The sequence below is a fragment of the Cupriavidus sp. Agwp_2 genome (assembly GCF_040784895.1).
Taxonomy (GTDB): Bacteria; Pseudomonadota; Gammaproteobacteria; order Burkholderiales; family Burkholderiaceae; genus Cupriavidus.
This window is the reverse complement of sequence record NZ_CP088084.1, coordinates 911,703-936,200: the sequence shown is the minus strand read 5'-3', so window position 1 is coordinate 936,200 and position 24,498 is coordinate 911,703. Positions and strand designations below refer to the sequence as shown.

The following is a 24,498-nucleotide window of genomic DNA, read 5'->3' as shown; positions in this document are numbered from 1 at the left end:
GTCTATGCAGGCTCGACAAAGTGGCCGGGCTCAGGCCGCCGGCGGCGTGTCGCCGATGGCGAACGACGACAGGTGCTCGATCGCCCGCACCAGCGCGGAATGGTCCCAGCCGCTGCCGCCCAGGCCGTCGCAGACGTTGAACAACTGCTGGCACGACGCCGTGCTGGGCAGGCGCACGCCCAGCTGGCGCGCGGTGGACAGCGCCAGTTCCAGGTCCTTCTGGTGCAGGGCGATGCGGAAGCCCGGGTCGAAGGTCCGCTTGATCATGCGTTCGCCATGGACCTCAAGGATGCGCGAACTGGCAAAGCCGCCCATCAGCGCCTCGCGCACGCGCGCGGGATCGGCGCCGGCACGCGCGGCCAGCACCAGCGCCTCGCCGACAGCCTCGATGGTCAGCGCCACGATCACCTGGTTGGCCACCTTGGCCACCTGGCCCGCGCCGGCTTCGCCGACGCGCACGATATTCTTGCCCATCAGCTGCAGCAGCGGCAGCACGCGGTCGAACACTTCCTGCTTGCCGCCGGCCATGATCGACAGCGTGCCGGCCTTGGCGCCAACCTCGCCGCCGGAAACCGGTGCATCGACGTAGTCCACGCCCAGCGCCTCGATGCAGCGCGCGAACTCGCGCGTGGCGATCGGCGAGATCGAGCTCATGTCGATCACGGTGACGCCTCCCGGCGTCTCGGCGAGGCCGTCGGCGACGCCCTCCTTGCCGAAGAGGACCTGCTCCACGTCGGGCGTGTCGGGCAGCATCAGGATGATGGTTTCCGACTGCCGCGCGACCTCTTCGGCGCTGCCGCAGGCCTGAACGCCCGCGTCCAGCAGGGCCTGCGGCACGCCGCTGCGGGTATGGGCGAACACGGTATGCCCGCCGTCGACGACGTGCTGCGCCATGGGCTTGCCCATCACGCCAAGCCCGATAAAGCCGATCTTGCTCATGACAGTGTCCGGTGGTTGCGTGGGAGCGCCCGCACAGGCAGACGCTTAACTCTGATCATAGTCAGTCGCACGCCGGTAAGGCCGCGGATACGTGCGCCTGCCGGAGCAAGGAAAAAGCCCCGCGCCAATGCTGGCAACGGGGCTCATTGCGCGCTGGCGAGCCGCGCCGACGGGTCAGCGGCACGCCGCATCCTTGGCAGCATCGCCCGGACGCTGGCCCAGGATCTCGCGGATGCGGGCCAGGTACTGGTCGCCCACCGTCCGGTGCATGCGCGCGGCCTCGGCGGCGAACTGGCGCCGGCCAGGCGGGCGGATCCCGAGGCTGCGGCAGATTGTCGACAGGTAGGGCTTGCGGTCGCGGCCCAGGCGCAGCGCCACGGTCTGCAGCGCGGCATCGCCGATGCGCCCGCGCAGCCAGGCCAGCACCTGGCGGTCGTAGTCGTTTTGCACACGGATCAGGTGTTCCATAACCGGACTCCCACTGTTCATCCATACAGGTACTGTAAATATATACAGTATTCTGGCGGATGCAAGAAAAGTCCGCGTCGAGTGACTCAAGTGCTGCGACTAGCGACAAATTTCCGGAAAATCTGAGACGGAAACCGAAAGTTTCCGCGACATGGGGCACGGCGGGCATCTGCTTGGTACTGGACTGAGTCATGGTCTTCGCAGGGGAGGGGTTCTTCCCCGACCCTGGCAAACACCTTCCCAAATTTTGATGCGATCGAACTTGTTGCTGCCAATCCAAAGCTGCGTGCTCACCAAAAGCCAAGCACCTTCCACCAGACGCTCCCGACCACGGCGAAGATCAGCAGCTCCACCACGCACATCACAAAACCGACGCGCCACCAGGTTCCCATCGTGACAAAGCCGCTGCCGAAGATGATCGGCGAGGTGCCCGTCGCATAGTGGGTCAGCGTCATCATGATCGCCGAGCCGGCCGCCATCAGCAGCATGAACGGCACCACATACGCTGGCGGTATCAGATGGACTCCGACCGTCAGGAAGGCGAGCATCATCGCACTGATGTGCGCCGTCGTGCTGGCAAACAGGTAGTGCGAGAAAACGAAGACCGCCACCAGGATCGCGGCCGTGCCGCCCCAGCCAATGCCGCTGGCCACGATCGCGTCGCTCATGCCCTTAGAGAACCACCCGATCACACCCTGCTTGTTCAGTTGCTCGGCCAGCATGATCAGCGCACCGAACCAGATCAGCGTGTCCCAGGCGCTCTTCTCGGACAGCACGTCATCCCAGTCGATGGTGCCGGTAATGATCAGCACGAACAGGCCGACCAAGGCGACCACCGTCGGGTCCAGCGTTAGCGCCGGACCGAACAGCATCGCCGGAACGTTGGCCCACAGTAGCAGCAGCAGCGCGAAGGTGAAAATCATGACCATTTCCTTCGGCGACACAGGCCCCATCTTTGCAAGCTCGGCGTGCGCGTATTCCACCGCGTTGGGTGTGGCCTTGAGCTGCGGCGGCGACAACACATAGATCACCAGCGGCATCAGCAGCATACATAGCAGGCCGGGCACCAACATGCAAAGCGCCCAGTCCGTCCAGCTCAGATGCAGATTCTGATTGGTCGCCTTGGCGATGTAGTCCACCACCAGCGGGTTCGGGGCGGTGGCGGTCACGAACATCGCCGACGAGATAGGGTTGGCGTGATAGTTGACCAACGCCAGGTAGGTGCCGACCTTGCCCTCGGTGCCCGTGGCCGGGTCGGAGTCGAATGCGTTGGCGATCGACTTCATGATCGGATGCACGATGCCGCCACCGCGCGCGGTATTGCTCGGCGTGAAGGGCGCCAGTACCAGTTCACACGTGACCAGACCGTAGCCGATGCCTATCGTCCGTTTCCCCATCAGGGAGATGAAAATCAGGCCGATACGGGTGCCCAGGCCGGTCTTCTTCACGCCGCGGGAGATCAGGATGGCCACCACGATCAGCCAGATTAGCGGATTGTCGAAGGCGGTCAGCGCATCGGCGATCGCCCCCTTGGACGAAGTCGAGGTCACCTGTGACAGCGAGAGGATCACGATCGCCATCATCGCCATCACTCCGATCGGCATGACCTTCAGGATGATTGCAACGATTGTCGTCAGAAAGATGGCAACCAGGCCCCAAGCCTTGGGCGTGAGCCCCGCGGGCACAGGCAGCAGCAGCAGGGTGATCAGCACGACCGTCGTGATCAGGGCGGGGCCTAACCGGAACGGGACCACGCTGTTGAAGTAGAGGAACGCCGCTTTTAGTCTTGTGAGCATTTTTTGATCCCTCCCAGAAGAGTTGGTGGAGTTCTGGATAAGTCAGTGGCTGCGCTTCGCCACCCGCCGATCAGAGGAACGCAACCGAACGCGACCTGCACCACGCCAAGCGGGCATGGTTACCTAACGTCGTCCACCACCACCTCGTCCGCCACCAAAGCCACCCGCGCGTGCGCCACCGCCAAAGCCGCCGCCCCGGCCGGCCCCGGAATGCAGGCTCTGGTTGCCGCGACTGACGTCGCGCTGCACGGCGCTGCCGCCCCGGCCCACGCCCTGGAAGCCATTGTCCCGGCCACCGGTCGCATCGCGCCCGCGGAATCCGCCGCGGCCCGACGCATCGGCCGTGCTCCTGCCGAATTTCTCGCGCGTGGCGTTGTCACGATAGGCAACACCCTGGCGGTGCCGCGCATCATGCTGCCAGCGGCCTTTATCCAGCTTGCTGGCGTCAAAGTTGCGGTCGATATTGCGGGCCTTGTGGTGCTCCACATGGACGCCGCCGTTGTTCCAGTCGCAGTCGCCAAAAATGGCAATGGCCCCGGCCAGGCCGATACCCCATGCAATGCCGCCGAGGAAGGCGTCGCCAGGATAGTAAGGTCCGTAGGGCGGCCAGTAGTAGTACGGATAGCCGGCATAGCCCCAGCCGCCGTAGACAATGGCGGGGTCGTACACCGGCACGTAGATCACCTCGGGATTCGCCGGTTCGATGCGCACGATCGTTTGCTGCGTGGCTTCGGCAGCGGTTGCGGGTTCCACGATCACAGTCTGCTGTGCGCCCGACTTGAGATGCCCGGCTTGCTGGGCGCGCACGCGCAGGCGTTGCACGGCAGCCATCACATCCTTCTGCTGCGCCAGGAAGGCGTCTCCGAGCTTCTGGGTCCAGTCGAGCTTGTCACCCATTGGCCCAAGTATCTGCGGAAAGGCCACCAGCGATTTCACGCTGACATCCCAGGTCTCGTTCTGCACTGCCTTGACGGCGGCGTCGCCTTTCAGGTCAGGGTGTCCTTTGAGCCAGCGCGCGGCAAGGGCGACCTCGAGCGGATAGGTGGAAGCCATCAGCACCTGCGACAGCAGCGGATCGGGGTAGAGTGCGATCGGGGCGACCAGCGCCTCGATTTCTTCCGCCTTGTAGGGAGCGGGTTCGCTCTGGGCCTGTGTCGTGCCGCCGCCAGGCAGCGCGGATGCCGGCTCCGTAGCTGGCGGGCCGGCGCTCTGGCATCCGGCCAGCGCCAGCGCGCTGCAGCAAGCCATGGTCAGGATGCGATGCCTCATGGCGATACCCTCCGCCAGCCGGGCGCCGGGTCAAAAGACTTCGTTGCTGCTGCCTTGGCCGCGCTGTTGGCTCCAAGGTCGCGTTCATACACTTGCCCTTTGTGGCTGACGATGAAGCTCATCACGCCGGTTTCTCCGTACCGCACCGGCCAGGCCATGACCGCGAAGCCGCCGAACAGCTTGCCGTCGACGACATAGTTCAGCTTGCCGCCGTCGCCGTGCGGCCCTTGCGCGGTCAGCAGCTTGTAGTGGTAGCCGTGGTAGCCGTCCTTGCTTGCATTGCGCGTGCCGGCGTCGCGGAAAGCCGGGCCGAGCGGACTCGGTGGCTCATTCGAGGCGGTCGGCCAATAGAGCCCGTCTTGCTTGCCCGGGGAACTGGATAGCCTGTTCGCATAGACCAGGCGCTTCTCGCCATCGTGCATCGTCTGGGCATATTCGGTTTGCGCATCGCAGATGGCCTGCATGGTCTGGATCACGGCAAGCTCGTTGCGGCCGATGCGGCGCACGCGCATTTCCTCGACGCCCGCCCGCGTGTCGAATTGCCAGCCGCCCGCCGCTTTGACCAGCGGCACCGGCAGGGTCCAGCCGTCGTCGCCGACAGCGATGAAGGCGTGCTTGTCCGTCTGCTGCAAGCGGTGCGACTGCGCCCAGGCACTGTTGAACCGGTTCCGCACGTCGTCACCGGCTGGCGGAATGATGTCGCGGAAACTGGCGCCCAGCATGCGGCGCATGGCCGCTTCGTCGTCATTGCGCACCGCCTGCCCAAAGGCCGCCATCGCTGCATCGGGCGAGTCGAAGACCTGGCGCGCGAAGGCAAGCGCCGGGCTTAGCGCGAACAGGCAAAGGCAGGCTACCGCAGCGGCTGCGCCAAGGGGCACCCTTCGAGGGCGCACAATCACGCGGTTCCGGGACACCAGCGTCACCGCGATCAGGCCGATGGCGGCACCAGGGATGGGCTCGAGCATCAGCCCGACGATGACGCCGACGAAGATCGCGACGTACAGCCACGTGTGCAGTGCCAGCCCCTCGGGCGCGGGAATCAACGCGACCACGACCGCGGCCACGACGGGCGCAAGCGCCGTCATCAGGGTTTTCATGGGGCTTCCCCTAGGCAAAGACCTTCGCTGTGCTATGGTTTATATGACCTTTTCGGACAGTGCGCCAGTTAAATGTGCGGCTGGCGCCGCCGACACGACAGGATGTGAAATGGCACGTTTGAGCATCGAGGGGCGGCAAATCGAGGCACCGGCAAACTGTTCCATCCTGCAGGCCTTCCTGCACGCAGGGGAGACGCTGGTTGAAGGCGTGGGCTGCATGGGCCAGGGCGTCTGCGGCTCGTGCCGGGTCATGGTGCGGCGCAGCGGCGAGCAGGATGTACGCACGGCGCTGGCCTGCGAGACGCTGGTCGAGGACGGCATGCAGGTCGCGTTCCTGGACTACTTCACGGCGTCGGAGCGGCACGTCTATCGCATGGAGGAGGTCGGCGAGAGCTGGGAAGCCTTGCGGACGATTTCCACGGTGTTCCCCGAGGCCGCCCATTGCCGCCACTGCAGCGGATGCGACCGCGCCTGTCCGAAGGAGCTGGCGGTCCAGCAGGGCGTGCAGTTCGCCGTGGAGGGCAAGCTCAGCGCCGCCAGCCAGGTCTTCGACGAATGTGTCATGTGCAACCTCTGCACGCTGGCCTGCCCCGAGCATATCCGCCCCAACCATCTCGGCCTGTTCGTGCGGCGCATGATCGCGGCCCAGACGCTGCGGCCCGCCAATCTCATGCTGCGCCTGCAACAGCTCGAAAGCGGCGCGATGACGATCGACTTTGACGCACCAGGCGCGCAGCCGCCGCGCTGACGGGGGCAGACAAACATGCCAACCGGCATCCCATACGATGAAGCGCGCCGGCGGTACCGGCCCGGCGTCGCGACAGCGATGCGCAGCGACGACGACAGCGTCGAAGCGCTGCTCAAGGGCTATCACCCAGACCACGGGCCCAATGCGCGCGTTGCGCTGGCCGTCGGCGTGAACCGCGGCGAGCCCTGCCAGCCGGATCTTGCGCGCTGTCTGCAGGCTAATGCGCTGATTGACGATGTCGACATTGCCGGCGCCCAACTCGTCTCCACCGATGTGCTGATCATCGGCGGCGGCGGAGGAGGCTGCGCGGCAGCGCTCACGGCGGCCGGGCAGGGCGCACAGGTGATCCTGGCCACCAAGCTGCGCCTTGGCGACAGCAATACCGTGATGGCCGAGGGCGGCATCCAGGCGGCCATCGGCGAGGATGACAGTCCCCAGCTGCACTTCGAGGACACATTGCGCGCCGGTCATTTCCGCGGCGAGCCGGAACTGGTCGCGCAGATGGTGATGGACGGGCCCGATGTCATCCGCTGGCTGATCCGGCTGGGCATGATGTTTGACCAGGAAGAGGACCGGCCCTTTGGCGGCAACCTGCTGCGCAAGAAGCCAGGCGGGGCGTCGGCCGCGCGCATCCTGTCCTATCGGGATTACACCGGGCTGGAGATGATGCGCGTGCTGCGCGAGGCCGTGGACCTGGAACCGGGGGTTGCGGTGTGGAACCGCTGCCCCGCGGTCGAGCTGCTGTCCGACGAACGGGGCCGCTGCGCCGGCGCCGTGATCTACAACCTCGAATGGCGAACCTTCATGCTGGTGCGCGCGCGTGCCGTGATTCTCGCCACCGGCGGGGCGGGGCGCCTGCACCTGAACAGCTTCCCCACCTCCAATCACTACGGCGCCACCGCGGACGGCCTGGTGCTTGCCTATCGCCTCGGGGCGCGCCTGCGCGAGCTCGATTCGTTCCAGTACCACCCCACCGGCATCGCCTACCCGCCGCACCTGGCGGGCGGCCTGATCTCGGAAGCGGCGCGCTCGGCGGGCGCCCGGCTGCTCAACGGCGAGGGCGAGCGCTTTGTCGATGAACTCAAGCCCCGGGACATCGTGGCCTCGGCCATCCTGCGCGAGTGCGCGCAGGGCCGCGGCATCGAGCGGGGCGGACAGGTCGGGGTGTTCCTCGACACGCCGACGCTCGAAATGGAGAATCCCGGCATCCTCGCCAAGCGGCTGGTCACGCTGCGCCATCTGGCGCACAAGTGCGGGCAGGACGCGGCGCAGGAGCCTTTCCTGGTCTATCCGACCCTGCACTACCAGAATGGCGGCGTTGCCATCGACAAGGATGGCGCGACGAGCGTGCCGGGACTTTACTGCGTGGGCGAGGTTACGGGCGGCATCCACGGGCGCAACCGGCTGATGGGCAACGCGCTGCTCGACATCCTGAGCATGGGCCGGCGTGCCGGTGCCAGCGCGGCACAAGCGGGGCGCGCTGGGATGGCCGTGCGCGCCGGGATCGGCCACGTGCATGCGTGGCAGCGGGAACTGACGCTGGCCGGGCTGCCACTGCATGTCAAGGCACCGCAGCTGTTCCCCGGTTACGCCCATTTCGATCTGCGCGACGATGCCGGATTGCGCTCCGGCGTACGGGGCCGCACGGTCGGCGGCACGCGGTGATCGACCCACGGAGCGCGCGATGGAACACCTGAATCAGGTACTCCTCAACGAGGATATCCGCGTCGGTGCGGACCTGGATGGCTGGCTTGCGCGGGGCGGCGGAGAGGGGCTGGCCAGGGCGCTGCGCGAACCGGCCACGATCATTGCAGAAATCGAACAGGCGGACCTGCGCGGGATGGGCGGCGCCGGCTTCGCGACGCATCGCAAGTGGACGCCGGTGGCCGCTGCCGCCGATGGCGACAAATACATCATCTGCAATGGCAATGAAGACGAGCCGGGAACCTTCAAGGACCGGTTCCTGCTGGAACATACGCCGCACCAGGTGATAGAGGGCGCGCTGATCGCCGCGGCCGCCACCCGTGCCAACCACGTCGTCCTGTACGTCAATCCGCATCAGCCACTGGCGCTGGACAGGACCCGCCAGGCGGTGCAGCAGTGGCAGGGGCACGCGCAGTTCGCCGAGCTGGCGCAACTGGTCGGCGGGCCGGTATCGCTCAGCGTGGTGCCGAGCTCGGGCTTGTACATCGGTGGCGAGGAGACCGCGGTCATCGCGAGCGTGGAGGGCGGGTTCCCGTTTCCGCGCCGCAAGCCGCCTTTTCCCGCCCAGCACGGGGTGCATGGCGCGCCGACGGTCGTCAACAACACCGAGACGCTGGCCCACGTGCCCGGCATCCTGCGCCACGGCGCGCAGTGGTATCGCAGCCTCGGCACCGGCAATGCGGCGGGCACGAAGCTGTATTCGCTGTCGGGCGACGTGTTGCGGCCCGGGCTGTATGAGCTGCCGATGGGCACGAGCCTGGAGACGCTGGTGTTCGGGCATGGCGGCGGCATGCTCCAGGGCAAGGAATTCAAGGCGGTCTTTACGGGCGGTCCTTCCAATACCCTGCTGACCAAGCGCGACCTCGACGTGGCACTGGACTTTGATTCAGTGCGGCAGCGGCGCTCGCGGTTGGGGACCGGCGCGATGATCGTGGTGTCGGAAGGAACCAGCATCGTCCGCAAGGTGGCCGAGTATGTGAGCTTCTTCGCCCAGGGTTCGTGCGGCCAGTGCCCGCCATGCAAGGGCGGGACCTTCCAGCTGATGCGGCTGCTCAATCGGATCGATACCGGCCGCGGCGTGCGCGCGGACGTGGAAGCGTTGGAAAACCTGTGCCGCATCCTTCCCGGCAGCGGGCGCTGCGGCCTGATCGATGGCGCCGTGACGGTGGTGAACAGCTCCCTGGATCAGTTCCGGGAAGAATACGAGGCGCTTTTGATGGCATAGCCCCAGCAAGCGGACGCCCGACAGGGCATCCGGCGCGGTCATGGAGTCAACCATGCATTGCATTGCAACTTGTGTGCTGTCCTTGTCGGTGGCACTGGTCTCGGCATGCGGAAAGCGCGAGCAGCCACCTGCTCCGACAAGCGTCACGCCGCCAGTCGCCGGCAGCAGCGAAGCGGTGGCCGCGGCGCCACCGCAAGGCGCCAATGACAGACCTCGGCCCACTACCAACGGGCGATATCAAATCGTCGTCAATCCGACAGGCGCCCGCGCAGGCCCGTTCTTGCTCGATACTCAGGCCGGGCGCATCTGGCAATTGAGCGAGTTCCCTGGGCTTCAAGGCGCCCCGAGGGCGTGGCGCGAGATGACGATCATTGATGACACGGGCGAAATGGGGATCACAACGGCGCAGTTCCAGAAACTCTATCCGCCGCGACAGGTTGTGCCGCAGAGGCGGTAATACCAGCAAACTCTGGTTGGCATCACGTGGGGAAAAGGGTAGCGCTCTGATTCCAGCCGGCCTAAAGTTGTCGGGACGGCGGTGTCGCAATCAGCGTGGCCGCCATGCATGAACGTACCAGCTAGCCAAGCTGTCTTGGGAAAGCCAGAGTGGCTTGACGGCACAAGGCTGATCCATTTGGGAGGCGACATGTCCCATTCCTATGTTCTGAAGCTGATATCGCAAATGGCGACACTGGTACTTGCCAGCGCCACGTTTGCCAGCACGGCGTGGGCGACAGAGCAAGCGCAGCAACGCCGGGCCGGCCGTGACGTTCGCCAGGAAACGCGTCAGGATGCCAGGCAGACGAAGCAAGACTGTCGTGCCACCGACCAGCAAAGCAATGCGAATTGCCGGCAGGATAAGCGTCAGACTAAGCAACAGGGCCGCGAGACAGCACGCGATATCAAATACTAGACGCTTGCATAGGCCCTGCTAGTACCACTCTGACTTCCGTCACCTGGCCCCAGGCCGCGGCTGCCTCCGGCCGACCCGGAACCGTCACTCGCGGCCAGCACTGTCGTCGTGCTGGACATCAGGCCTTTTCCACGCGCGAAGCCATGGCGGCGATTTGCCAGGCGACCTTGCGCAGTTACGGAATTCGAGTCAGGCCAGGCGATGGCCAATGAAAACAAGGCATGACATCAAGGGTGGGACGATCAGCCAAATATATGTCCCGCTTTGTCAAATGAAGGCGAGGGCCCTTTGGTAAAATCCAGCGCCCTATGCAGCCAGTTTCGCCGGCTGGTCACGCCGCCCCGATCCACCCAAGCGTGCTGCCGGTCTGAGTTAACGCGCATGCCGCCACCAATCATCTCCGCCGTGATCGCCGACGATCACCCGGTAATTCAGCTCGCAGTCAAGGCTACCTTGAGCGAGATTCCGAATGTCCGGATTTCCGCAATATGCTCGTCAGGAAAAGAGCTCTTTGCGGCGCTACAAACGCAACAACCTGACCTTATCGTTACCGATTTCACGATGGAGCGTTCCCAGGTCAATGACGACGGTCTTCGCCTGATCCACCGGCTCAGGCAGTCCCGCCCAAATACGCCGATCGTGGTTTTCACGATGTTGACCAACGGCGGACTGCTCACGCGCATCAGGGAGATGGGCGTTGAGGCCATCGTCGGGAAGGACGAGGAGCCGGGCATCCTGAGGCAAATCTGCGTCGATGCCATAACCGGTACTGGCCAGCGCCTGTCGCCGGGCATAGCGGCCAGGATGTCAAGCGCGGGGGCGTTGGTCAACGGCACGGCAAGCCCGCTATCCCCCCGTGAGATCGAAGTTGTGCGGATGTTCGCGACTGGCAGCACTCTCACGCAGATCGCGGGATATCTCCATCGATCGCTCGCTACCATCGCGACGCAGAAGCGATCGGCAATGCGCAAGCTGAATATCACCAGTAATGCGGACCTTGTCACGTACGCACGCGACAACGGTCTTGCCTGATGCAGGACGAACGCGAGCGCTCGCAGCAATCGCCACTACACGCCGACCACTCGGTTGAGCGGAATCTGCAGCGGGAGCGCCGTGTGTTCTCGATGGTGGTCCTGCTGCTGGGGCTGGTCGCCATCGCGATCGCTTCGGCAGCCATGCTTGCCCGCCTGAATGGATCCCTGCGTGCCCAGGAGCAGGTCGCGCGCCTGTACGAGCAAGGCGTAGTCGATGCGGTGCTCGAACGCCGCAGCACCCTGACGGCGACGAACCTGATCCTTGAGTTGCGCAGCAATGGCAAAGTCCCCGTGGCGCACCGCGCGCATGCCGGCAGTCTGTGCACGCAGGTGTCTCCGTCCGCGCCTCCCGATCCCGTGTTGGAGCAGAGTTGCGACCAGGCCGTCCGGACGCTGACTGCCGCAAGCCAGAAGCCTTCGATCGAGATGATCTCGATTGCGAACGGGGCGACGTATCGGTATGAAGCGCCTGACGCATCGGGATCCGGCGTGGGGGCGACCCTTCCGCCGCTGTCGTCGTCAAGCATCACCTCGATGATTCTTGAACGGTTCCAGGGCCGCGACATGGATCTCTTGCAGGCAGCACGGGAGAAGCGCGTCGTATGGCTGGGCATTCCGGCGAATGCGGCCGGAGGGAGTCCGGAGATGGTTGGCGCATCGCTGGTCGCGAAAGGCGACGCACTCTACGCCATCGTGTTGACGCGGATCCCGCTGCAAGACTTGCTTCGGCCAGCCTGGCCGAACTTGTCGATCCCGGAGCCAATTGTCGTCGATCGCCTGGGCACGCCCCTGGTTGCTTCAGGTGAAGGGGCCAACGCACGGCGCCTGGACGACAGGCTGGAGGGACTTCCGGAGGGGCTGTTTCATTGGGTCCAGGACTATGGGTGGGCCCTGCGGCGCCCGCCGCTGGTTGCGGATTTCGGCCACCTTGTCTTCGCGCTGCCGCTAGGGCAGCAGTTCCGGGAAATGCGCGAGGAATTGCTTGCCACCGGCCTGATGACCGCTGCGCTGCTCGCCTTGCTGTTTGCGATGTATCGCTACTGGAACTATCGCTTCCTGACCGGCACCTATGCCGAGGCGGCACGCGCGCAGCAGCTATTGCACGAAGCGAGACTCGCCAGCGAGGCTGCGGCCAAGGCCAAGGTGGCGTTCTTTGCGTCGATGAGCCACGAGATACGGACGCCGCTTTCCTCGCTGCTGGGAAACATGGAGCTCGTGGCCCTCGGCACGCTGGGGCCGGAGCAGCGGGCGCGGGTAAGCGCCATGCAGGTGTCGGCCGAAGGGTTGCTGCAGATCGTTAACGACGTGCTCGATTTTTCGAAGCTCGACGTGGGAGCGATGCGCCTGGCGGAGGAGCCCGTCGTCGTCACGGAACTCCTCGGTCGCATTGCGATCTCGCACGCGCCGCTTGCGGCGCGGCGTGGGCTGAGCTTCTTCGCGGTATATGGCAAGGAGATTCCGGCGCGGCTCAATCTTGACCCGGTGCGCCTGACCCAGATCATCAACAACCTGCTTGGCAACGCGTTCAAGTTCACCGAGGCGGGGAAGATTGTCCTGCGCGCGCAATGGGTGGATGCAAACCTTGAGATCGTCATCACCGACACCGGCGTTGGCATACCGGAGGCGTACAAGGATCGGCTCTTCCAGCCATTCTCCCAGGTCGGCAACAATCGTCTCGCGCAGGCCGGCGGGACCGGGCTTGGACTGTCAATCTGCCTGCGGCTGGTGGAGCGGATGAACGGACGTATCACGCTGGACAGCGTATTAGGCGTTGGCACGCGCGTCACGGTTCGCCTGCCGCTCAGCACGCCGGGTGGGCACCAGACCCCGGCGCAATGGCGCCTGGCGCCGCACCGCGCCCTGGTCCTGTCCCGTGAGCCAGAGTGCCGCGAAGCAATGCTGAACCATTTCGACTGGGGATCATGCCAGCCGTCTTTCCGGTCGAACATCGACGAGCCCATTGACGGGGACCGATTCGACTGCCTGCTCGTGACCGAGTCCCTGGATCCGGCCCAGGTCATTGCGTGGTGGCGGAAGCCAGCCTCTATCGTATGGCTCAGGCAACTGGGCCCGCTCGTCCCGACCACGCGGCCGGATGGCAGCCGGGATGTGTCTGCCTACAGCCTGGCCGGTATCCATGCCGCTGTACAGGCGGCCCTCAAGAAAGCTCCGCAGCCTGAGCATGTCGGCGAAGTTCGTGTCGGGGCTGCCATGCACGATCAATCTTCAGCTCCTTTCGCGGGCCTTTCCGTGTTGGTCGCGGAAGACAATCTGCTGAACAGGAAGCTGCTGCGCGACCAGCTTCACCTGCTGGGTGCGAGCGTTATCGAAGCCGGCAACGGCAACGAGGCCTTGGCAGTCTTGTCGGAGCAGGCCGTGCACGCAGTGCTGACGGACGTGGACATGCCCGTCATGAATGGATTCGACCTGCTTCGTGAAATCAGGCGGCGCGGGCCGGAAGTACCCGTCTATGCCGTAAGCGCTAGCGCCAGACCGAAGGATGTTACCGAGGGGCTGGCAAGCGGTTTCACCGGCTATCTCACCAAACCGGTGTCGCTGGCGACGCTGGCTTCGGTGCTCGATGCTGTTGCCACCCGGGCCGAACCGCTACACACGGATGAAGGGGCGGCGCCAGTGCCGCTAACCGATGACGATCTCCCTGAACTGCCGTCGGTCGCCGAAGAATACGCCGAGGCGTTCCTGGCGCAGACCATGGTGGACCTGGACGAGTTCAAGGCGATCCGGGCAGCGCGAGACATCCGCCACCTGGAACGGCTGCTGCATCGTATCGCGGGGACGCTCGGCGTCGTCGGGCGCTCAGGACTGTCCGAAGTCTGCGCTGACCTGCACAACCACGTGGCTGAAGCCAAGCGCTGGGACGATGAGATCGAACTGCAGTCCGCCTTCATCATGCAAGGCCTGATGAGCGCATGCGAGCGCGGGCGTGGTGAGGACCGGGTCGCCTGCGGCTCCCGTCCGCTGGCTTTCTAACTTCTATGATTGTGAACACTCCTGCGCGCGGTCAGCATTGAGGGGACGGCTGGATGCCTGCTTAAGGCACCACTCGTCTTGGGTACTGCCCCCTTGCGAGGCCCTTGGTTTGCCCGCCTGTATGGCGGGCATTTTTTTATGTGCCCCGGCCGGGCGCATCGGCTAGCGCTGATTGCCGCCACACCGAGGCGCGAATCCCTGCCACCGGGGAAAGATGGCGCAATGCCCCGGACTGGCACCTCCTCAGGAGAGTTCATGAGCAATCGTAGAAGTCTTGCTCTTGCCGCGTGCACGGCATTGGTTCTGATCTCGGGTGCGGCCAATACGGCGCAGGCTCAGGTCTTGCTGAAGCCCATTGCCTATCCGCTGAGAGGACAGTCGGCCTACCAGCAGGCCAACGACGATGGGGCCTGCTATGGCTGGGCCCGGCGCGAGACCGGCGTCGACCCGGCCCGCATAGCGAGCACGCCAGCGCCGGTCATCCTGCCCGGCGGCGAGAGGATACGGGGCGCAGCGGGCGGAGCGGCTGCCGGGGCAGTGGTGGGCGCGATCGGCGGTGACGCGGGCAGGGGAGCTGCCGCGGGCGCGGCGGTCGGCACGGTCGCTGGTGGCGTCGCCCATCGCCAGCACCGCCGGCAGGCTGCAGCCATGGGCGCACAGGCGCAGGCCAGCAACGACTGGGCCATGACATCGTACTGGCAAGCCTGGCGTGCCTGCATGGCGGGCCGCGGCTATTCAGTGCAGTAAGCACCTCGGAAGGTGGACCGGGCTGGCGTCAGCCGGTCCATCCCGGAGAGCACGACGTCAGAGGCGCCCTAGAGAACGGCGCAGGCTTCTGCGCTGGCGGTAACGGCAAGATCTACCCGCGCATCATTGCGCAAGACCACGCAGAGGAAATTGCCGATGGCTTCGCCCGCGTGAGGATCTTCCCGCCACAGTTGTGGCAGGGGTGCGGTCGAGGCATGCAAGTCGCCCCGCTCGGGCGCGGCATGGGATTCCGTGCCGGCTATGGCATCGCTCCAGGTTATCGCGATGGGCCCCTCCGGCTTGGTGCCAAGGAAGCAGAAAGAGGGCGCCGACAGCGAGCGCCGCGACGCGGGTCCGGTCTCGCAAGTGCCGGCGCGTAGTTCCAGCACGTCATGATCGGTCTGATTGACGGTGACGATCTTTGTCCACGGCCAGGGCTCCTGGAACGGACTCCACGTCTCAGAGGTAGGGATTGCGCATCCGGAGATGGCGCTTGCCGTGGCAATGGCAATGACACAGGCAGAAATCGACGAAACAGCATTCATTGGATAGTCAATTCAGGTGAACCTGATATTCACCTGGGAGGGCATACGACGGCGCACAGGGTAAGCCGGCCTCGTCGTGGCGGCTATCAAAGGAATTCGAAATGTCGGGCGACGCTTGGGGCGCATCCATCCGACCCGCCCTCACTTTCTAATTTCTGTGATAGCCCCGCCTGCACCACCGGCATAAGGTGTGCACATTCACTGAGATCTGACTGGCCGCGCCGGTTTGCGTCGACGGTATCTGACCCACTTCAAAGGAACTACAGGAATGATCAAGCACTGCCTTTCGGCTGTCTCGAGAGCGGGCGCGGGCGCGCGCGGTCGTGGGGTGCCCAACCTTGTCATGGCCCTGCTGATTGCCGGCGCCGCGCAATCGTACGCGCAGATCCTGCCCGCTCAAGGGCAGCGAGACACCGCCGCGCAGCCGGAGGCCTGCTCAGGTACCGGCGCCGGCCTGCAATCCGCGGCCTGCCGTGCCGCCAGCAATCCCGGCCAGAGCAAGTACAACCTCCTGTACGCGGACGATGCGCCAGCCGGCAACAGCGAACGGTCATCCGGGCAGGTTTCAGCCAGCCCGTGCCGGAGCTGCCCGACGGATGCAGAATCCGGCCGGCAAGCCGGGCGCATGCCGGACAGCGCCGCCAGGAACAGCCGCAGCGAATCAGCGGGTACTACCTCGACCAGCACGCTGTAGTTCTCAACGCAACCGAGTACCTGGCAAGTCAAACACCGGGCCCTGGTGCCCGATCTCTCTACTTCCCCGATGAAACTGCGTCAATATCTGCTGGCGGGCCTTAGCCTGCTGGCAATGCATGAACCAGCGTTCGCCTCCTTCCTCAGCGGAAAGGCCCTGGAGAGCGCCGCCAATGCCATCTCCTGGGTGGTGGTGATATTTGTGCCGCTTGCAGCCATCTACCTGTTCTGGATGCTGCATATCTGGCCGGACAAGGTCGCTCACCGGAAGCAGCATCCGCAAAGGGAAGCCATCCATGCGCTATGCCTGCTTTCGCTTTTCTTCGGCGGACTGCTGTGGCCGATGGCGTGGCTCTGGGCACACACCAAGCCGGTGTTCTACCGGGCGGCCTATGGCACCGACAAACTGCCGGAAGACGAAGCCGCGCGAGGCGCGGGACATGCCCCCATCGGCCGGCCCGGGAACGTCGCGTCCCTGCGGGCGCCGGCACGCGGCGCTGCGTCCGGCGCAGGGGAGCAGAGCTGAATGGATGCGCTGCTGCTTGCTATCTACGCGCTGGCCGTCTGGCTGGTCTTCTTCAAGTTCAAATGGCTGCCATGGAACACGACGTCCATGGTCATCGTGGTCACGATTCCGGTGGTCGCGCTGACGCTGCTGGTCCTGACGCTGAACGTGGTGGCACCTTCGTCCCATGATGTCAGGGTGGTCGGCAAGGTGCTCCAGGTGGTGCCGCAGGTGAGGGGGCGCATTGTCGATCTTCCGGCCGAGGGTAACCGGCACTACAAGAAGGGCGATGTCCTGCTGCGCATCGACCCGACGCCCTATCAGGCCTCGGTCAGGCAGCTTGAGGGCAGGTTGATGGCGGACGACGCCGCGCTTGCCGAAGCGCAGGCCGCCGCTCGCCAGCTCAGCGAGTCAGTGCGCGGAGCGGCCGGCAAGGTTGCCACGGTACAAGCCAAGCTGTCGCTCGCCCGACAGCGGCTCACAGAACATGAGGCACTGCTCGCGGCAGGGGCCGGATCGAAGTTCGACCGGGAAGATGCCCTGGCGCGGCGGCACGAACTGGAAGGCGAACTGGTCAGCGCTCAAGCCGTCGAGGACGAGGCCAGGCAGAGGCTTTCGGCCAGGAGCCAGGGGGAATTCGCCGCCATCGCCACGGCGCGCGCCAAGCGTGCGGAAACCGAGGTCATGCTCGAGAACGCCCGATGGGAACTTGGCCAAACCGAGTACCGGGCGCCCGCCGACGGCAAGGTGGTGAACCTGCAGGTGCGCGTGGGCACGATGCTGGTCCCGTTTCCGTTCTCGCCGGCATTCAGCTTCGTTGAGGACGAGCAGGAAGTGGTCGCCTTCTACAGGCAGAACGAGCTTTACAACGTCAGGGCGGGCGACTTCGCCGAGATCTACCTGCCGACGCATCCGGGTGAAATCATCAAGGCAAAGGTGGATTCGATCGTCTGGGCGCAATCACAAGGCCAGTTTGCGCAGGGTGGAATGATTCCGAACACTGGTGCCACGGAAGCCGTGCCGAACCGGTTCGCGGTCAAGCTGGACCTGCGCGACGAATCGAAGGGCCAGATGCTTCCGGTCGGGGCTGTCGGCGCGGGTGCCGTCTACACCACGCACATGAAGATGTTCCATATCGTTCGGATGGTCTTCCTGCGCGTCAGTTCCAAGCTGAACTATCTGGTATTCAAGCTCCATTAAAGGCAAGCCTGTGTCGTCATCTTTCAACAAGACCATTCCGGTACTGCTGGCGCTGCCGCTTGCCATGCTCTTCGGCTGCGCCTTGCAGGCGCCGCCGGATAGCGCCAGCCTTCGAGACCAGGCCGTCCCGGCGCTTGAAGGGCAGCGCACCTGGGCAAGCTCGGCCGAAGCAGGCGAGCCCGCGGACGACTGGCTTGCAAGCTTCGACGATGCCGAGCTGCATCGGCTGGCCCGGGAAGCGATCGCGCACAACGGCGATCTCAGGCTGGCAGCGGTGCGCGTCGAGCAGGCGCAGGCACTCGTTACCATGCAAAGCAGCGGCCTGTTACCGAGCGCGGGCGTGAAGGGCAGGGCCGGGCAATCGGAAACCCAGTTCCTCTCGATTGGTGCGAGCTGGGAGATCGATCTCTGGGGCCGCATACGCGCACAATCGCGTGCCGCAAAATCCCAGTACGCCGCTACCTTGGACGAATATCTCTGGGCGCAGCGCGTCGTCGCAGCAACTACTGCCAAGGCATGGTTCACACTGATCCGGTCCGCAAAGCTGGAGGACCGGCAGCGACAGGCCGTGGCCGTAGAGGAGCAACTGGTGCAGATCAGCGAGCGGCGGGTTGCCATTGGTGCGGCACCGGACACCGAACCGGTGGAAGCGAAGAATGCGCTGCGCACGCAGGTGGATGCGCTCCGGAAGGCCGAACTGGCCAGAAGCCAGGCTGCGCAAGCCCTGGAGTTGATGCTGGGCCGATACCCTGCCGGGGAAATCGGAGATAGCGTGGCGAAGCTGGAGCTGCCCGCCATGCCCGTCGCCCCGCAGGCAGGCTTGCCTGCGGATCTGCTTGATCGCCGGCCGGACTTGACGGCTGCGGCACACCGCGTCGCCGCGGCCTTCGACCTGAGGCAGTCCGCCGAGGCAGCGCGGCTGCCAAGCATTTCTATCAGCGCGGCCATTACCGGCATCCGTAGCGACGTGCTGCTGCTCAACCAGGCCGGCACTCCGATCAAGGGACTGAACGGCGCGTTCTTCGCGCCGCTGTTCACGGGGGGAGAGCTCAAGGCCAGGGCGGACTACTACAGCGCCGAGCAGAAGGCCGCCATGATCGCCTATGGCAACAATGCCCTGCAGGCACTGGGCGAGGTCGATGCGGGGTTGCGTGCTGAATCGAATCTTGCAGACCGCACCAGGCAACTGCAGGATCGGGTGAACGAGAGCCAGCTATTGGTTCAGCGCGAGGAGGCACGCGCAAGCATTGGTGCTTCCGACCCGCGCGGGGTCCTGAGGGTTCGGCAGAAACTGCTGGCTGCCGAGATGGATCTGATCAACGTGCGGGGCGATCATCTCAATCAGCGTATCGCGCTATTGTTGGCGCTAGGGGGAGACTGGAGCAGCAAAGGGCAGATCTGATGCTGTCGGTGAAAACGCTGAAGGGCCGAAAAAGCATGCCAGTCAGCGCATGAGGCTGACTGGCATGCTTTTCCTTGATGGAAGAGATTCACTTGTTGCCTTGAGCATGCGCGTCAAAGCGCGCGACTTCTTCGAGCAGCATCGGCGCACCCATGCTGTTCGCGTGCAAGCCCAGAACGCTAACGCCCTGAAGGACAGCGGCGATCTCTTCCTTGGTGGCGCCGAGCTCGAGTGCGCGGCGGATATGGCGCCGCGTACCAGGACCGTACATGTGCGTGCAGGATACATCGACGGCTATGGAGATGAACTCCCAGACCTTTGGCTCTATCAGCCCCTTGGTCATCGGATGCATGGCCATGTCGAGGAATTTCTCGGTCCAGACGGGGTCGAGCTCCGTGAAGCTGTTCCACTCCGGATTCCAATAGCCGCTCGCGCGCAAGCTGTCGCTGATGGGCGTGGCTGGCAGGGTGCTTGTGCCGGTGTACTTGTCGTCGTGCATGGCGGTCAGTTCAAGGAGGGCTTGTAGTTGATGGCACGCAGTGCCTGACCTGTCCGCTCGTTCTCCCGCTTGAGCATCTTCTCCAGGCCGGCGGTCGTCTGCGTGGGACTTCCTGCGTTCATTCCAAGTGCCGCAAGCTGGCTCTTCGCCGAAGGGGATGAGACGGCCTTGAGTAGCTCCTGCTGCAGCTTGCCGCGGATGGCAGCCGGCACGTCGGGCGTGGACCAGACGCTGGTGCCCATGATCTGGCTGAGATCGGGGTAGCCCGCTTCCGCCATTGTCGGCACATCGGGCAGGAACGGCGAACGCTCGGCCGATGTCACCGCCAGCGCCCGGACCTTGCCGGGTTTCACGAGCGCAAGCGCGGTGCCCATGCCGTCAAACATGAACTGAATCTGGCCGCCCATCAGGTCGGTGAGCGCAGGGGGCGAGCCTTTGTAGCCGACGTGCTCCATGTCCAGCCCGGCCGCCTTGTTGAACTGCATGCCTTTGATGTGAGAAAGCGTACCCGGACTGTAGGACGCGTAGGAGACCTTTCCCGGATGTGCCTTCACGTAGGCCACCATCTCGCTGACATTGGTGACCGGCAGGCGAGGGTCGGCGACCAGCACCAGCGGCACGCTGGCCACTTCAGCGACCGGTACCACATCCTTGAACGGATCGAAGCGGAATTTGTAGCTGTACGGGTTCTCCGTCACCAGCGAGTTGGGAGACAGCACGAATGTGTAGCCATCGCGTGGCGCGCCGAGCATGGCGTCCGTGGCAATGATGCCGCCCGCGCCGGGCTTGTTTTCAACCACCACGGATTGTCTGAGGTTCTGGCGCATGCTCTCCGCAATCGTACGTGCGATCATGTCGGATGCGCCTCCCGCCGGAGCCGGAACGAGGATGCGAATGGGGCGATTGGGCCAATCCCCTTCCGCCAGCGCGCTGGAGAGGGGCAGGGCGGACAACAGCGTTGCAATGCAGGTCCGGCGTGCGATTCGAATGATGTTCGAGGTCATTTTCGCCCTTTGCGTAGGTGTTGTTACGGCGTCGTATGCGGTGGAGGTGCGAATGACGGGACCACCGTGATCACGACCTTGTCCAGGTTCTCCGGGTGCAGCGAATCTTCCAGAAAATGCATTTCGTTCTCCTTGACAGGAGGGCTTGGCTATCGGCGCCGCGACGATGTTGTTGAGGTCGAGCCGGGATTAGTCTAGTAATCACGGGTCAGTTGGTTTCTCTCACTTCATGACGTTCATGTCTCATTTCATGACAGACTGTTGGAGGTGACCGGGTTTTCCCTGAAGGAACGGATCCGGGTTACTCCCCGGTGAAGGAGAAACGATGGGTTGATTCGTACGGGGGTGCTGAAGAACTATTTCAAGGTTGCGCAGCAATTCATCTACGATGGGGGCAGCGATGCTCACGGGGACGCGCTACACTCGGTGCAAGAGCTGAACTTCAAAATTTTTATCGGTAGTTCTCTATAAGGAAAGACCATGGGAATGGAAACCATAGAAATCAAGGCCTACGTCCCGGCACGGGACTTTGCGCTGTCGCGTCGCTTCTATTCCGATCTCGGGTTCAATGAGACCTTGCTTTCCGCTGAGATGGCTTACTTCAACGCAGGCAATTGCAGTTTCCTGCTACAGAACTTCTACGTGAAGGAGCACGCCGAAAACTTCATGATGCACATGCTGGTGGCGGACGTAGAAGCATGGTGGGAAAGGGTGGTTTCGCAAGAACTGGCCAGGCGCTACGGAGTGCGAGTCGAGCCGCCGCAGAATCAGCCCTGGGGCATTCGGGATTTCTGCATTGTCGATCCCACAAGCGTGTTGTGGCGCATTGGGCAAGACCTGGGTTAGTGTCGGCCTTGGGCCGAGGGCGAGTGATGGACGTCCGTCGACCCAGGAAGTCGTTCACCCGGTCTGGAACATCTGGCCAAAGTCGCAGGTCTCCTGAGCCAGCGTGACAATTGACGATACAAGCAGGCTCTTCCTGTCGCTCTTGCAGATGGCGGCATACGGCGCTGGCGGCAACGCGGGGCTTACAGAAAGAACCTCCAGCGCGCCAGCATCGACCATCGGCGCCAGGCACTTCCTGGGCAAATAGCTGATGCCCATACCCGAGACCGTCAGGCCGATGATGGCAACCACGCTGTTGCTGAACAGCGTGTTCTCCTGGTTCACGCCTATCGATCTCAGCCAGCGGTTGTAAAGCTGGCCGGTCCCCGACCGGTCATCCTGCGTCAGCAGCCGATGCGCAGCCAGCTCGTGCATGCGCAGCCGATGGCGACGGCCTGTCAGCCCGGGCTTGCACATCCACGCATTTTCGACGACCCCAACGCGCGTCGACAGGAAGCGCTGGTCGCTGAACACATCGGGGACGATCATCAGGTCTACTTCGTCGGCCAGCAGCTTGTCGCGAAGCACGACGCTGACGTCGACGTGCGGCTCGATGATCACTCGCGGATAGCTGGCCTGGATCGCGCTCACCAGGCGCGGCAGCCAGGTCATCGCCGTCAGTTCGGTGACGCCGATACGGACGTGACGCTCGAGTACCTCCGGGCGCTGGAACTGTTCGACCGCCGCGTCGCGCTGCTCGAGCAGCCGCTTGGCCAGCAGGAACATCTCCTCTCCCTTTTCAGTCAGCCGCGCCGATCGCAACGAGCGATCGAACAAGGGCGTCTCGAACAGTGCCTCCAGCTCCTGCACTCGCTTCGATACGGCCGATTGCGTGGTGTGCATCTTGTTCGCGGCTTGCGCGAAGCCGCCGAGTTGTACCACCCAGTAGACCGCCTCCAGTTGCTTGAACGTCATCACGGCGCTCACCTCCGACTTCCTATGTATCGATTCATGGAATGTGTACAGATTCCAATTTATCGCTTTTTTTGATCGAGATCGAGTACCAGAATGAGTGCATCGATTCCGCCCCAGTACCGCTCCAATGCGACTCGGGCTTCCAGCATGGAGACACAGGTATGTTGCTGACTGAAGAAGAAACCGGGATGTTGAACGGGGACAAGGGCCTCGCCGTCAAGAAGGCAATGGAGATCCTGGTTGCCCTCGGCGAAAGCTTTGGTGCCGCAAGGCTCGTTCCGGTCAACAACGTGCATATGGCGGGTTCCTCGGTGCTGGTCGCCGAGGAAGCCGGTACGAGGTTCGTTGAAGATATCCGCAAGCAGGGCGGTACGTTCGTTACCCGGGTCACAACCAATCCTACGGCTGTCGATCCCACGCAGTGGCAGCAGATCGGCATTCCCGAGTCGGACAGCGTCCTGCAGGCGCGGCTGACCGATGCCTATGCCGGGATGGGCGCCAATACCTGCAATACCTGCATTCCTTACCTGGTCGGGAACCTGCCGCGCTTTGGCGAGCATATGGCATGGGGAGAGTCGTCAGCCGTCGTGTTCGCCAACTCCGTTTGCGGCGCCCGGACCAATCGGGAAGGGGGGCCCAGCGGGCTTGCCTCGGCCCTTACCGGCCGCACACCTGAGTATGGATTCCACCTGAAGGAAAACCGTTACGGCAAGTTTCTGGTCAAGGTCGAGACGCCGCTCGATGACATGACCGACTACGGGACGCTCGGCTATTTCGCCGGCAAGATCGCGGGGCAGGATACGCCGGTGTTTACGGGCATTCCGTCGGACCCGACGGTGGAACAGTTCAAGGCACTGAGCGCTGCGCTGGCGGCCTCCGCTTCGGTGAGCATGTTTCATGCGGTCGGCGTGACACCGGAGGCGCCAACGCTCGAAGACGCATTCGGCGGCCGCGAGCCGGAGAAGGTGCTTGTGTTCGGCGAGGCAGAGAAGGCGCAGGCAGAGGCTGCCTTGAACAAGGAGCCATCCGACCATGTGGACTGGATCCTGGTCGGCTGTCCGAATGCTTCCGTGCAGGAGATTCGGGAAGTGGCGGAAGCCCTGGAGGGCAAGAAAGTCCATCCTGATGTCTCGCTCTGGGTCACCACGGCAGGCGCCATGTACGCCATGGCCGAACGGGTTGGCTACATCAAGACGATCGAGGATGCCGGCGGCACCGTGGTGCGGGAAACCTGCCCGTTCCTGGCCCGCAGCCGGGTCATTGCGCCGAACAAGGGATACAAGACCCTCACCACCAACTCGGCAAAGATGGCATTTTATGCGCCCGGCCAGTTTGGACTCCTTACCCACTATGGGAATCTGGATCGCGTAATAAAGGCCGCAGTTGCCGGCGTCTGGAGGTAATCAGCATGACGACCCATCAATTCGTTCTGAAGGGACGCAAGATCGTCACGGGCAAGGCCAGCGGAGAGGCTGTCGTCACCAAGGAAGCGATCAGCTTCAATGGCGGGGTCGACAACATGACCGGCATCGTCACCGAGCCCGGCCATGAACTGGAGGGTGTCAGTATTGCCGGCAAGGTGCTGGTGTTCCTGACGGGGAAGGGCTCCACCGGCGGCTCGTACAAGATTTACGACATGGTGTCGCGCGGCACCGCCCCGGTTGCCTTCGTACAGGTGACTCCCGAAGCGATCACCACGATCGGCGCGATTATCGGGAATATCCCGGTCGTCGCCGGACTGGATCAGGATCCCACGCTTGCCATTTCCACCGGGGATCTTGTCGAGATGGATGCGGATGCCGGCATCGTTTCGGTGACCACTAAAAAGAAGCACCAGGAAGCCACGCCCCCGGCGGCATAGCGCATCCAGTTCGATTGCGCTGACCGCACGCAGCAGCGCACATAAAACCATTACCGGA

General features: G+C 64.0%; 24 protein-coding genes. 15 read left to right on the top strand and 9 right to left on the bottom strand.

Annotated features, from left to right (window positions below; genetic code table 11):
* Positions 1-30: 30 nt before the first annotated feature.
* From LPA45_RS22010 to LPA45_RS21990, 5 genes are all read right to left on the bottom strand, one after another.
* Positions 31-939: a 2-hydroxy-3-oxopropionate reductase gene (locus tag LPA45_RS22010; RefSeq protein WP_317921256.1), complete on the bottom strand. Its 909-nt coding sequence runs from the start codon at positions 937-939 to the stop codon at positions 31-33.
* A gap of 174 nt (positions 940-1,113) precedes the next feature.
* Complete coding sequence (locus LPA45_RS22005) at positions 1,114-1,407, bottom strand: hypothetical protein (protein ID WP_116319629.1); 294 nt, start codon at positions 1,405-1,407, stop codon at positions 1,114-1,116.
* A 290-nt stretch (positions 1,408-1,697) separates the two neighbouring features.
* A complete protein-coding gene (locus LPA45_RS22000; protein ID WP_271815878.1) occupies positions 1,698-3,203 on the bottom strand; it encodes a DASS family sodium-coupled anion symporter in 1,506 nt (501 codons plus the stop codon).
* A gap of 123 nt (positions 3,204-3,326) precedes the next feature.
* Entirely contained in the window at positions 3,327-4,472 is a 1,146-nt protein-coding gene (locus tag LPA45_RS21995) for a DUF3300 domain-containing protein (RefSeq protein ID WP_116324065.1), read from the bottom strand.
* A complete protein-coding gene (locus LPA45_RS21990) occupies positions 4,469-5,569 on the bottom strand; it encodes a DUF2950 domain-containing protein (RefSeq protein ID WP_116324064.1) in 1,101 nt (366 codons plus the stop codon). The genes LPA45_RS21995 and LPA45_RS21990 overlap by 4 nt, the downstream gene beginning before the upstream one ends.
* Positions 5,570-5,678: 109 nt before the next feature.
* Here LPA45_RS21990 and LPA45_RS21985 point away from each other — a divergent pair, with 109 nt between their 5' ends.
* From LPA45_RS21985 to LPA45_RS21950, 8 genes are all read left to right on the top strand, one after another.
* Positions 5,679-6,317: a 4Fe-4S dicluster domain-containing protein gene (locus tag LPA45_RS21985; protein ID WP_271815879.1), complete on the top strand. Its 639-nt coding sequence runs from the start codon at positions 5,679-5,681 to the stop codon at positions 6,315-6,317.
* Positions 6,318-6,332: 15 nt separating this feature from the next.
* Positions 6,333-7,982, top strand: coding sequence for an FAD-binding protein (locus tag LPA45_RS21980; RefSeq protein ID WP_116324056.1), 1,650 nt, complete (start codon positions 6,333-6,335; stop codon positions 7,980-7,982).
* Positions 7,983-8,001: 19 nt separating this feature from the next.
* Positions 8,002-9,246, top strand: coding sequence for an NADH-quinone oxidoreductase subunit F (locus LPA45_RS21975; RefSeq protein WP_271815880.1), 1,245 nt, complete (start codon positions 8,002-8,004; stop codon positions 9,244-9,246).
* Between the two features lie 52 nt (positions 9,247-9,298).
* Positions 9,299-9,703 (top strand): hypothetical protein, encoded by a 405-nt coding sequence (locus LPA45_RS21970; RefSeq protein WP_116323420.1) that lies wholly within the window; start codon positions 9,299-9,301, stop codon positions 9,701-9,703.
* Between the two features lie 225 nt (positions 9,704-9,928).
* The gene (locus tag LPA45_RS21965) at positions 9,929-10,159 is read left to right on the top strand and encodes a hypothetical protein (protein WP_116323459.1); all 231 of its coding nucleotides are present in this window, start codon (positions 9,929-9,931) and stop codon (positions 10,157-10,159) included.
* Between the two features lie 381 nt (positions 10,160-10,540).
* Positions 10,541-11,191, top strand: coding sequence for a response regulator transcription factor (locus LPA45_RS21960; protein ID WP_116323421.1), 651 nt, complete (start codon positions 10,541-10,543; stop codon positions 11,189-11,191).
* Positions 11,191-14,184: a hybrid sensor histidine kinase/response regulator gene (locus LPA45_RS21955; RefSeq protein WP_116323422.1), complete on the top strand. Its 2,994-nt coding sequence runs from the start codon at positions 11,191-11,193 to the stop codon at positions 14,182-14,184. The genes LPA45_RS21960 and LPA45_RS21955 overlap by 1 nt, the downstream gene beginning before the upstream one ends.
* Positions 14,185-14,439: 255 nt before the next feature.
* Positions 14,440-14,931 (top strand): glycine zipper family protein, encoded by a 492-nt coding sequence (locus tag LPA45_RS21950; protein WP_116323423.1) that lies wholly within the window; start codon positions 14,440-14,442, stop codon positions 14,929-14,931.
* 68 nt (positions 14,932-14,999) lie between these two features.
* On the opposite strand, the gene LPA45_RS21945 is transcribed toward LPA45_RS21950, so the two are convergent.
* Positions 15,000-15,476, bottom strand: coding sequence for a hypothetical protein (locus tag LPA45_RS21945; RefSeq protein WP_116323424.1), 477 nt, complete (start codon positions 15,474-15,476; stop codon positions 15,000-15,002).
* Positions 15,477-15,819: 343 nt separating this feature from the next.
* On the opposite strand from LPA45_RS21945, the gene LPA45_RS21940 reads away from it, so the two are divergent.
* From LPA45_RS21940 to LPA45_RS21925, 4 genes are all read left to right on the top strand, one after another.
* A complete protein-coding gene (locus tag LPA45_RS21940; RefSeq protein ID WP_233528441.1) occupies positions 15,820-16,170 on the top strand; it encodes a hypothetical protein in 351 nt (116 codons plus the stop codon).
* A 69-nt stretch (positions 16,171-16,239) separates the two neighbouring features.
* On the top strand, positions 16,240-16,695 hold the full coding sequence (locus LPA45_RS21935; protein WP_116323426.1) for a DUF3302 domain-containing protein: 456 nt from the start codon (positions 16,240-16,242) through the stop codon (positions 16,693-16,695).
* A complete protein-coding gene (locus tag LPA45_RS21930; RefSeq protein WP_116323427.1) occupies positions 16,696-17,874 on the top strand; it encodes an HlyD family secretion protein in 1,179 nt (392 codons plus the stop codon).
* A 10-nt stretch (positions 17,875-17,884) separates the two neighbouring features.
* On the top strand, positions 17,885-19,276 hold the full coding sequence (locus tag LPA45_RS21925; protein WP_116323428.1) for an efflux transporter outer membrane subunit: 1,392 nt from the start codon (positions 17,885-17,887) through the stop codon (positions 19,274-19,276).
* 88 nt (positions 19,277-19,364) lie between these two features.
* Here LPA45_RS21925 and LPA45_RS21920 read toward each other — a convergent pair whose 3' ends face one another.
* Positions 19,365-19,775: a carboxymuconolactone decarboxylase family protein gene (locus LPA45_RS21920; protein WP_116323429.1), complete on the bottom strand. Its 411-nt coding sequence runs from the start codon at positions 19,773-19,775 to the stop codon at positions 19,365-19,367.
* A 5-nt stretch (positions 19,776-19,780) separates the two neighbouring features.
* The gene (locus LPA45_RS21915) at positions 19,781-20,779 is read right to left on the bottom strand and encodes a tripartite tricarboxylate transporter substrate binding protein (protein WP_317925050.1); all 999 of its coding nucleotides are present in this window, start codon (positions 20,777-20,779) and stop codon (positions 19,781-19,783) included.
* Positions 20,780-21,259: 480 nt separating this feature from the next.
* Here LPA45_RS21915 and LPA45_RS21910 point away from each other — a divergent pair, with 480 nt between their 5' ends.
* Positions 21,260-21,625: a VOC family protein gene (locus tag LPA45_RS21910; protein ID WP_116323431.1), complete on the top strand. Its 366-nt coding sequence runs from the start codon at positions 21,260-21,262 to the stop codon at positions 21,623-21,625.
* Positions 21,626-21,679: 54 nt separating this feature from the next.
* Here LPA45_RS21910 and LPA45_RS21905 read toward each other — a convergent pair whose 3' ends face one another.
* The gene (locus tag LPA45_RS21905; RefSeq protein ID WP_116323460.1) at positions 21,680-22,579 is read right to left on the bottom strand and encodes a LysR family transcriptional regulator; all 900 of its coding nucleotides are present in this window, start codon (positions 22,577-22,579) and stop codon (positions 21,680-21,682) included.
* Between the two features lie 161 nt (positions 22,580-22,740).
* Here LPA45_RS21905 and LPA45_RS21900 point away from each other — a divergent pair, with 161 nt between their 5' ends.
* Together LPA45_RS21900 and LPA45_RS21895 are read left to right on the top strand one after the other, a co-directional pair.
* Positions 22,741-23,982 (top strand): aconitase X catalytic domain-containing protein, encoded by a 1,242-nt coding sequence (locus LPA45_RS21900; protein WP_317925051.1) that lies wholly within the window; start codon positions 22,741-22,743, stop codon positions 23,980-23,982.
* A gap of 5 nt (positions 23,983-23,987) precedes the next feature.
* A complete protein-coding gene (locus LPA45_RS21895) occupies positions 23,988-24,440 on the top strand; it encodes an aconitase X swivel domain-containing protein (protein WP_116323433.1) in 453 nt (150 codons plus the stop codon).
* The last annotated feature ends 58 nt before the right edge of the window (positions 24,441-24,498 follow it).

Coding starts and splice junctions, on each gene's coding strand:
- LPA45_RS21975 (WP_271815880.1), top strand. CDS start 8,002: ATGGAACACCTGAATCAGGTACTCCTCAACGAGGATATCCGCGTCGGT.
- LPA45_RS21990 (WP_116324064.1), bottom strand. CDS start 5,569: ATGAAAACCCTGATGACGGCGCTTGCGCCCGTCGTGGCCGCGGTCGTG.
- LPA45_RS21940 (WP_233528441.1), top strand. CDS start 15,820: ATGGCCCTGCTGATTGCCGGCGCCGCGCAATCGTACGCGCAGATCCTG.
- LPA45_RS21900 (WP_317925051.1), top strand. CDS start 22,741: ATGTTGCTGACTGAAGAAGAAACCGGGATGTTGAACGGGGACAAGGGC.
- LPA45_RS21895 (WP_116323433.1), top strand. CDS start 23,988: ATGACGACCCATCAATTCGTTCTGAAGGGACGCAAGATCGTCACGGGC.
- LPA45_RS21980 (WP_116324056.1), top strand. CDS start 6,333: ATGCCAACCGGCATCCCATACGATGAAGCGCGCCGGCGGTACCGGCCC.
- LPA45_RS21910 (WP_116323431.1), top strand. CDS start 21,260: ATGGGAATGGAAACCATAGAAATCAAGGCCTACGTCCCGGCACGGGAC.
- LPA45_RS21985 (WP_271815879.1), top strand. CDS start 5,679: ATGGCACGTTTGAGCATCGAGGGGCGGCAAATCGAGGCACCGGCAAAC.
- LPA45_RS22000 (WP_271815878.1), bottom strand. CDS start 3,203: ATGCTCACAAGACTAAAAGCGGCGTTCCTCTACTTCAACAGCGTGGTC.
- LPA45_RS21935 (WP_116323426.1), top strand. CDS start 16,240: ATGAAACTGCGTCAATATCTGCTGGCGGGCCTTAGCCTGCTGGCAATG.
- LPA45_RS21960 (WP_116323421.1), top strand. CDS start 10,541: ATGCCGCCACCAATCATCTCCGCCGTGATCGCCGACGATCACCCGGTA.
- LPA45_RS21955 (WP_116323422.1), top strand. CDS start 11,191: ATGCAGGACGAACGCGAGCGCTCGCAGCAATCGCCACTACACGCCGAC.
- LPA45_RS22005 (WP_116319629.1), bottom strand. CDS start 1,407: ATGGAACACCTGATCCGTGTGCAAAACGACTACGACCGCCAGGTGCTG.
- LPA45_RS21920 (WP_116323429.1), bottom strand. CDS start 19,775: ATGCACGACGACAAGTACACCGGCACAAGCACCCTGCCAGCCACGCCC.
- LPA45_RS21945 (WP_116323424.1), bottom strand. CDS start 15,476: ATGAATGCTGTTTCGTCGATTTCTGCCTGTGTCATTGCCATTGCCACG.
- LPA45_RS21915 (WP_317925050.1), bottom strand. CDS start 20,779: ATGACCTCGAACATCATTCGAATCGCACGCCGGACCTGCATTGCAACG.
- LPA45_RS21930 (WP_116323427.1), top strand. CDS start 16,696: ATGGATGCGCTGCTGCTTGCTATCTACGCGCTGGCCGTCTGGCTGGTC.
- LPA45_RS21995 (WP_116324065.1), bottom strand. CDS start 4,472: ATGAGGCATCGCATCCTGACCATGGCTTGCTGCAGCGCGCTGGCGCTG.
- LPA45_RS21965 (WP_116323459.1), top strand. CDS start 9,929: ATGGCGACACTGGTACTTGCCAGCGCCACGTTTGCCAGCACGGCGTGG.
- LPA45_RS21905 (WP_116323460.1), bottom strand. CDS start 22,579: ATGACGTTCAAGCAACTGGAGGCGGTCTACTGGGTGGTACAACTCGGC.
- LPA45_RS21950 (WP_116323423.1), top strand. CDS start 14,440: ATGAGCAATCGTAGAAGTCTTGCTCTTGCCGCGTGCACGGCATTGGTT.
- LPA45_RS22010 (WP_317921256.1), bottom strand. CDS start 939: ATGAGCAAGATCGGCTTTATCGGGCTTGGCGTGATGGGCAAGCCCATG.
- LPA45_RS21970 (WP_116323420.1), top strand. CDS start 9,299: ATGCATTGCATTGCAACTTGTGTGCTGTCCTTGTCGGTGGCACTGGTC.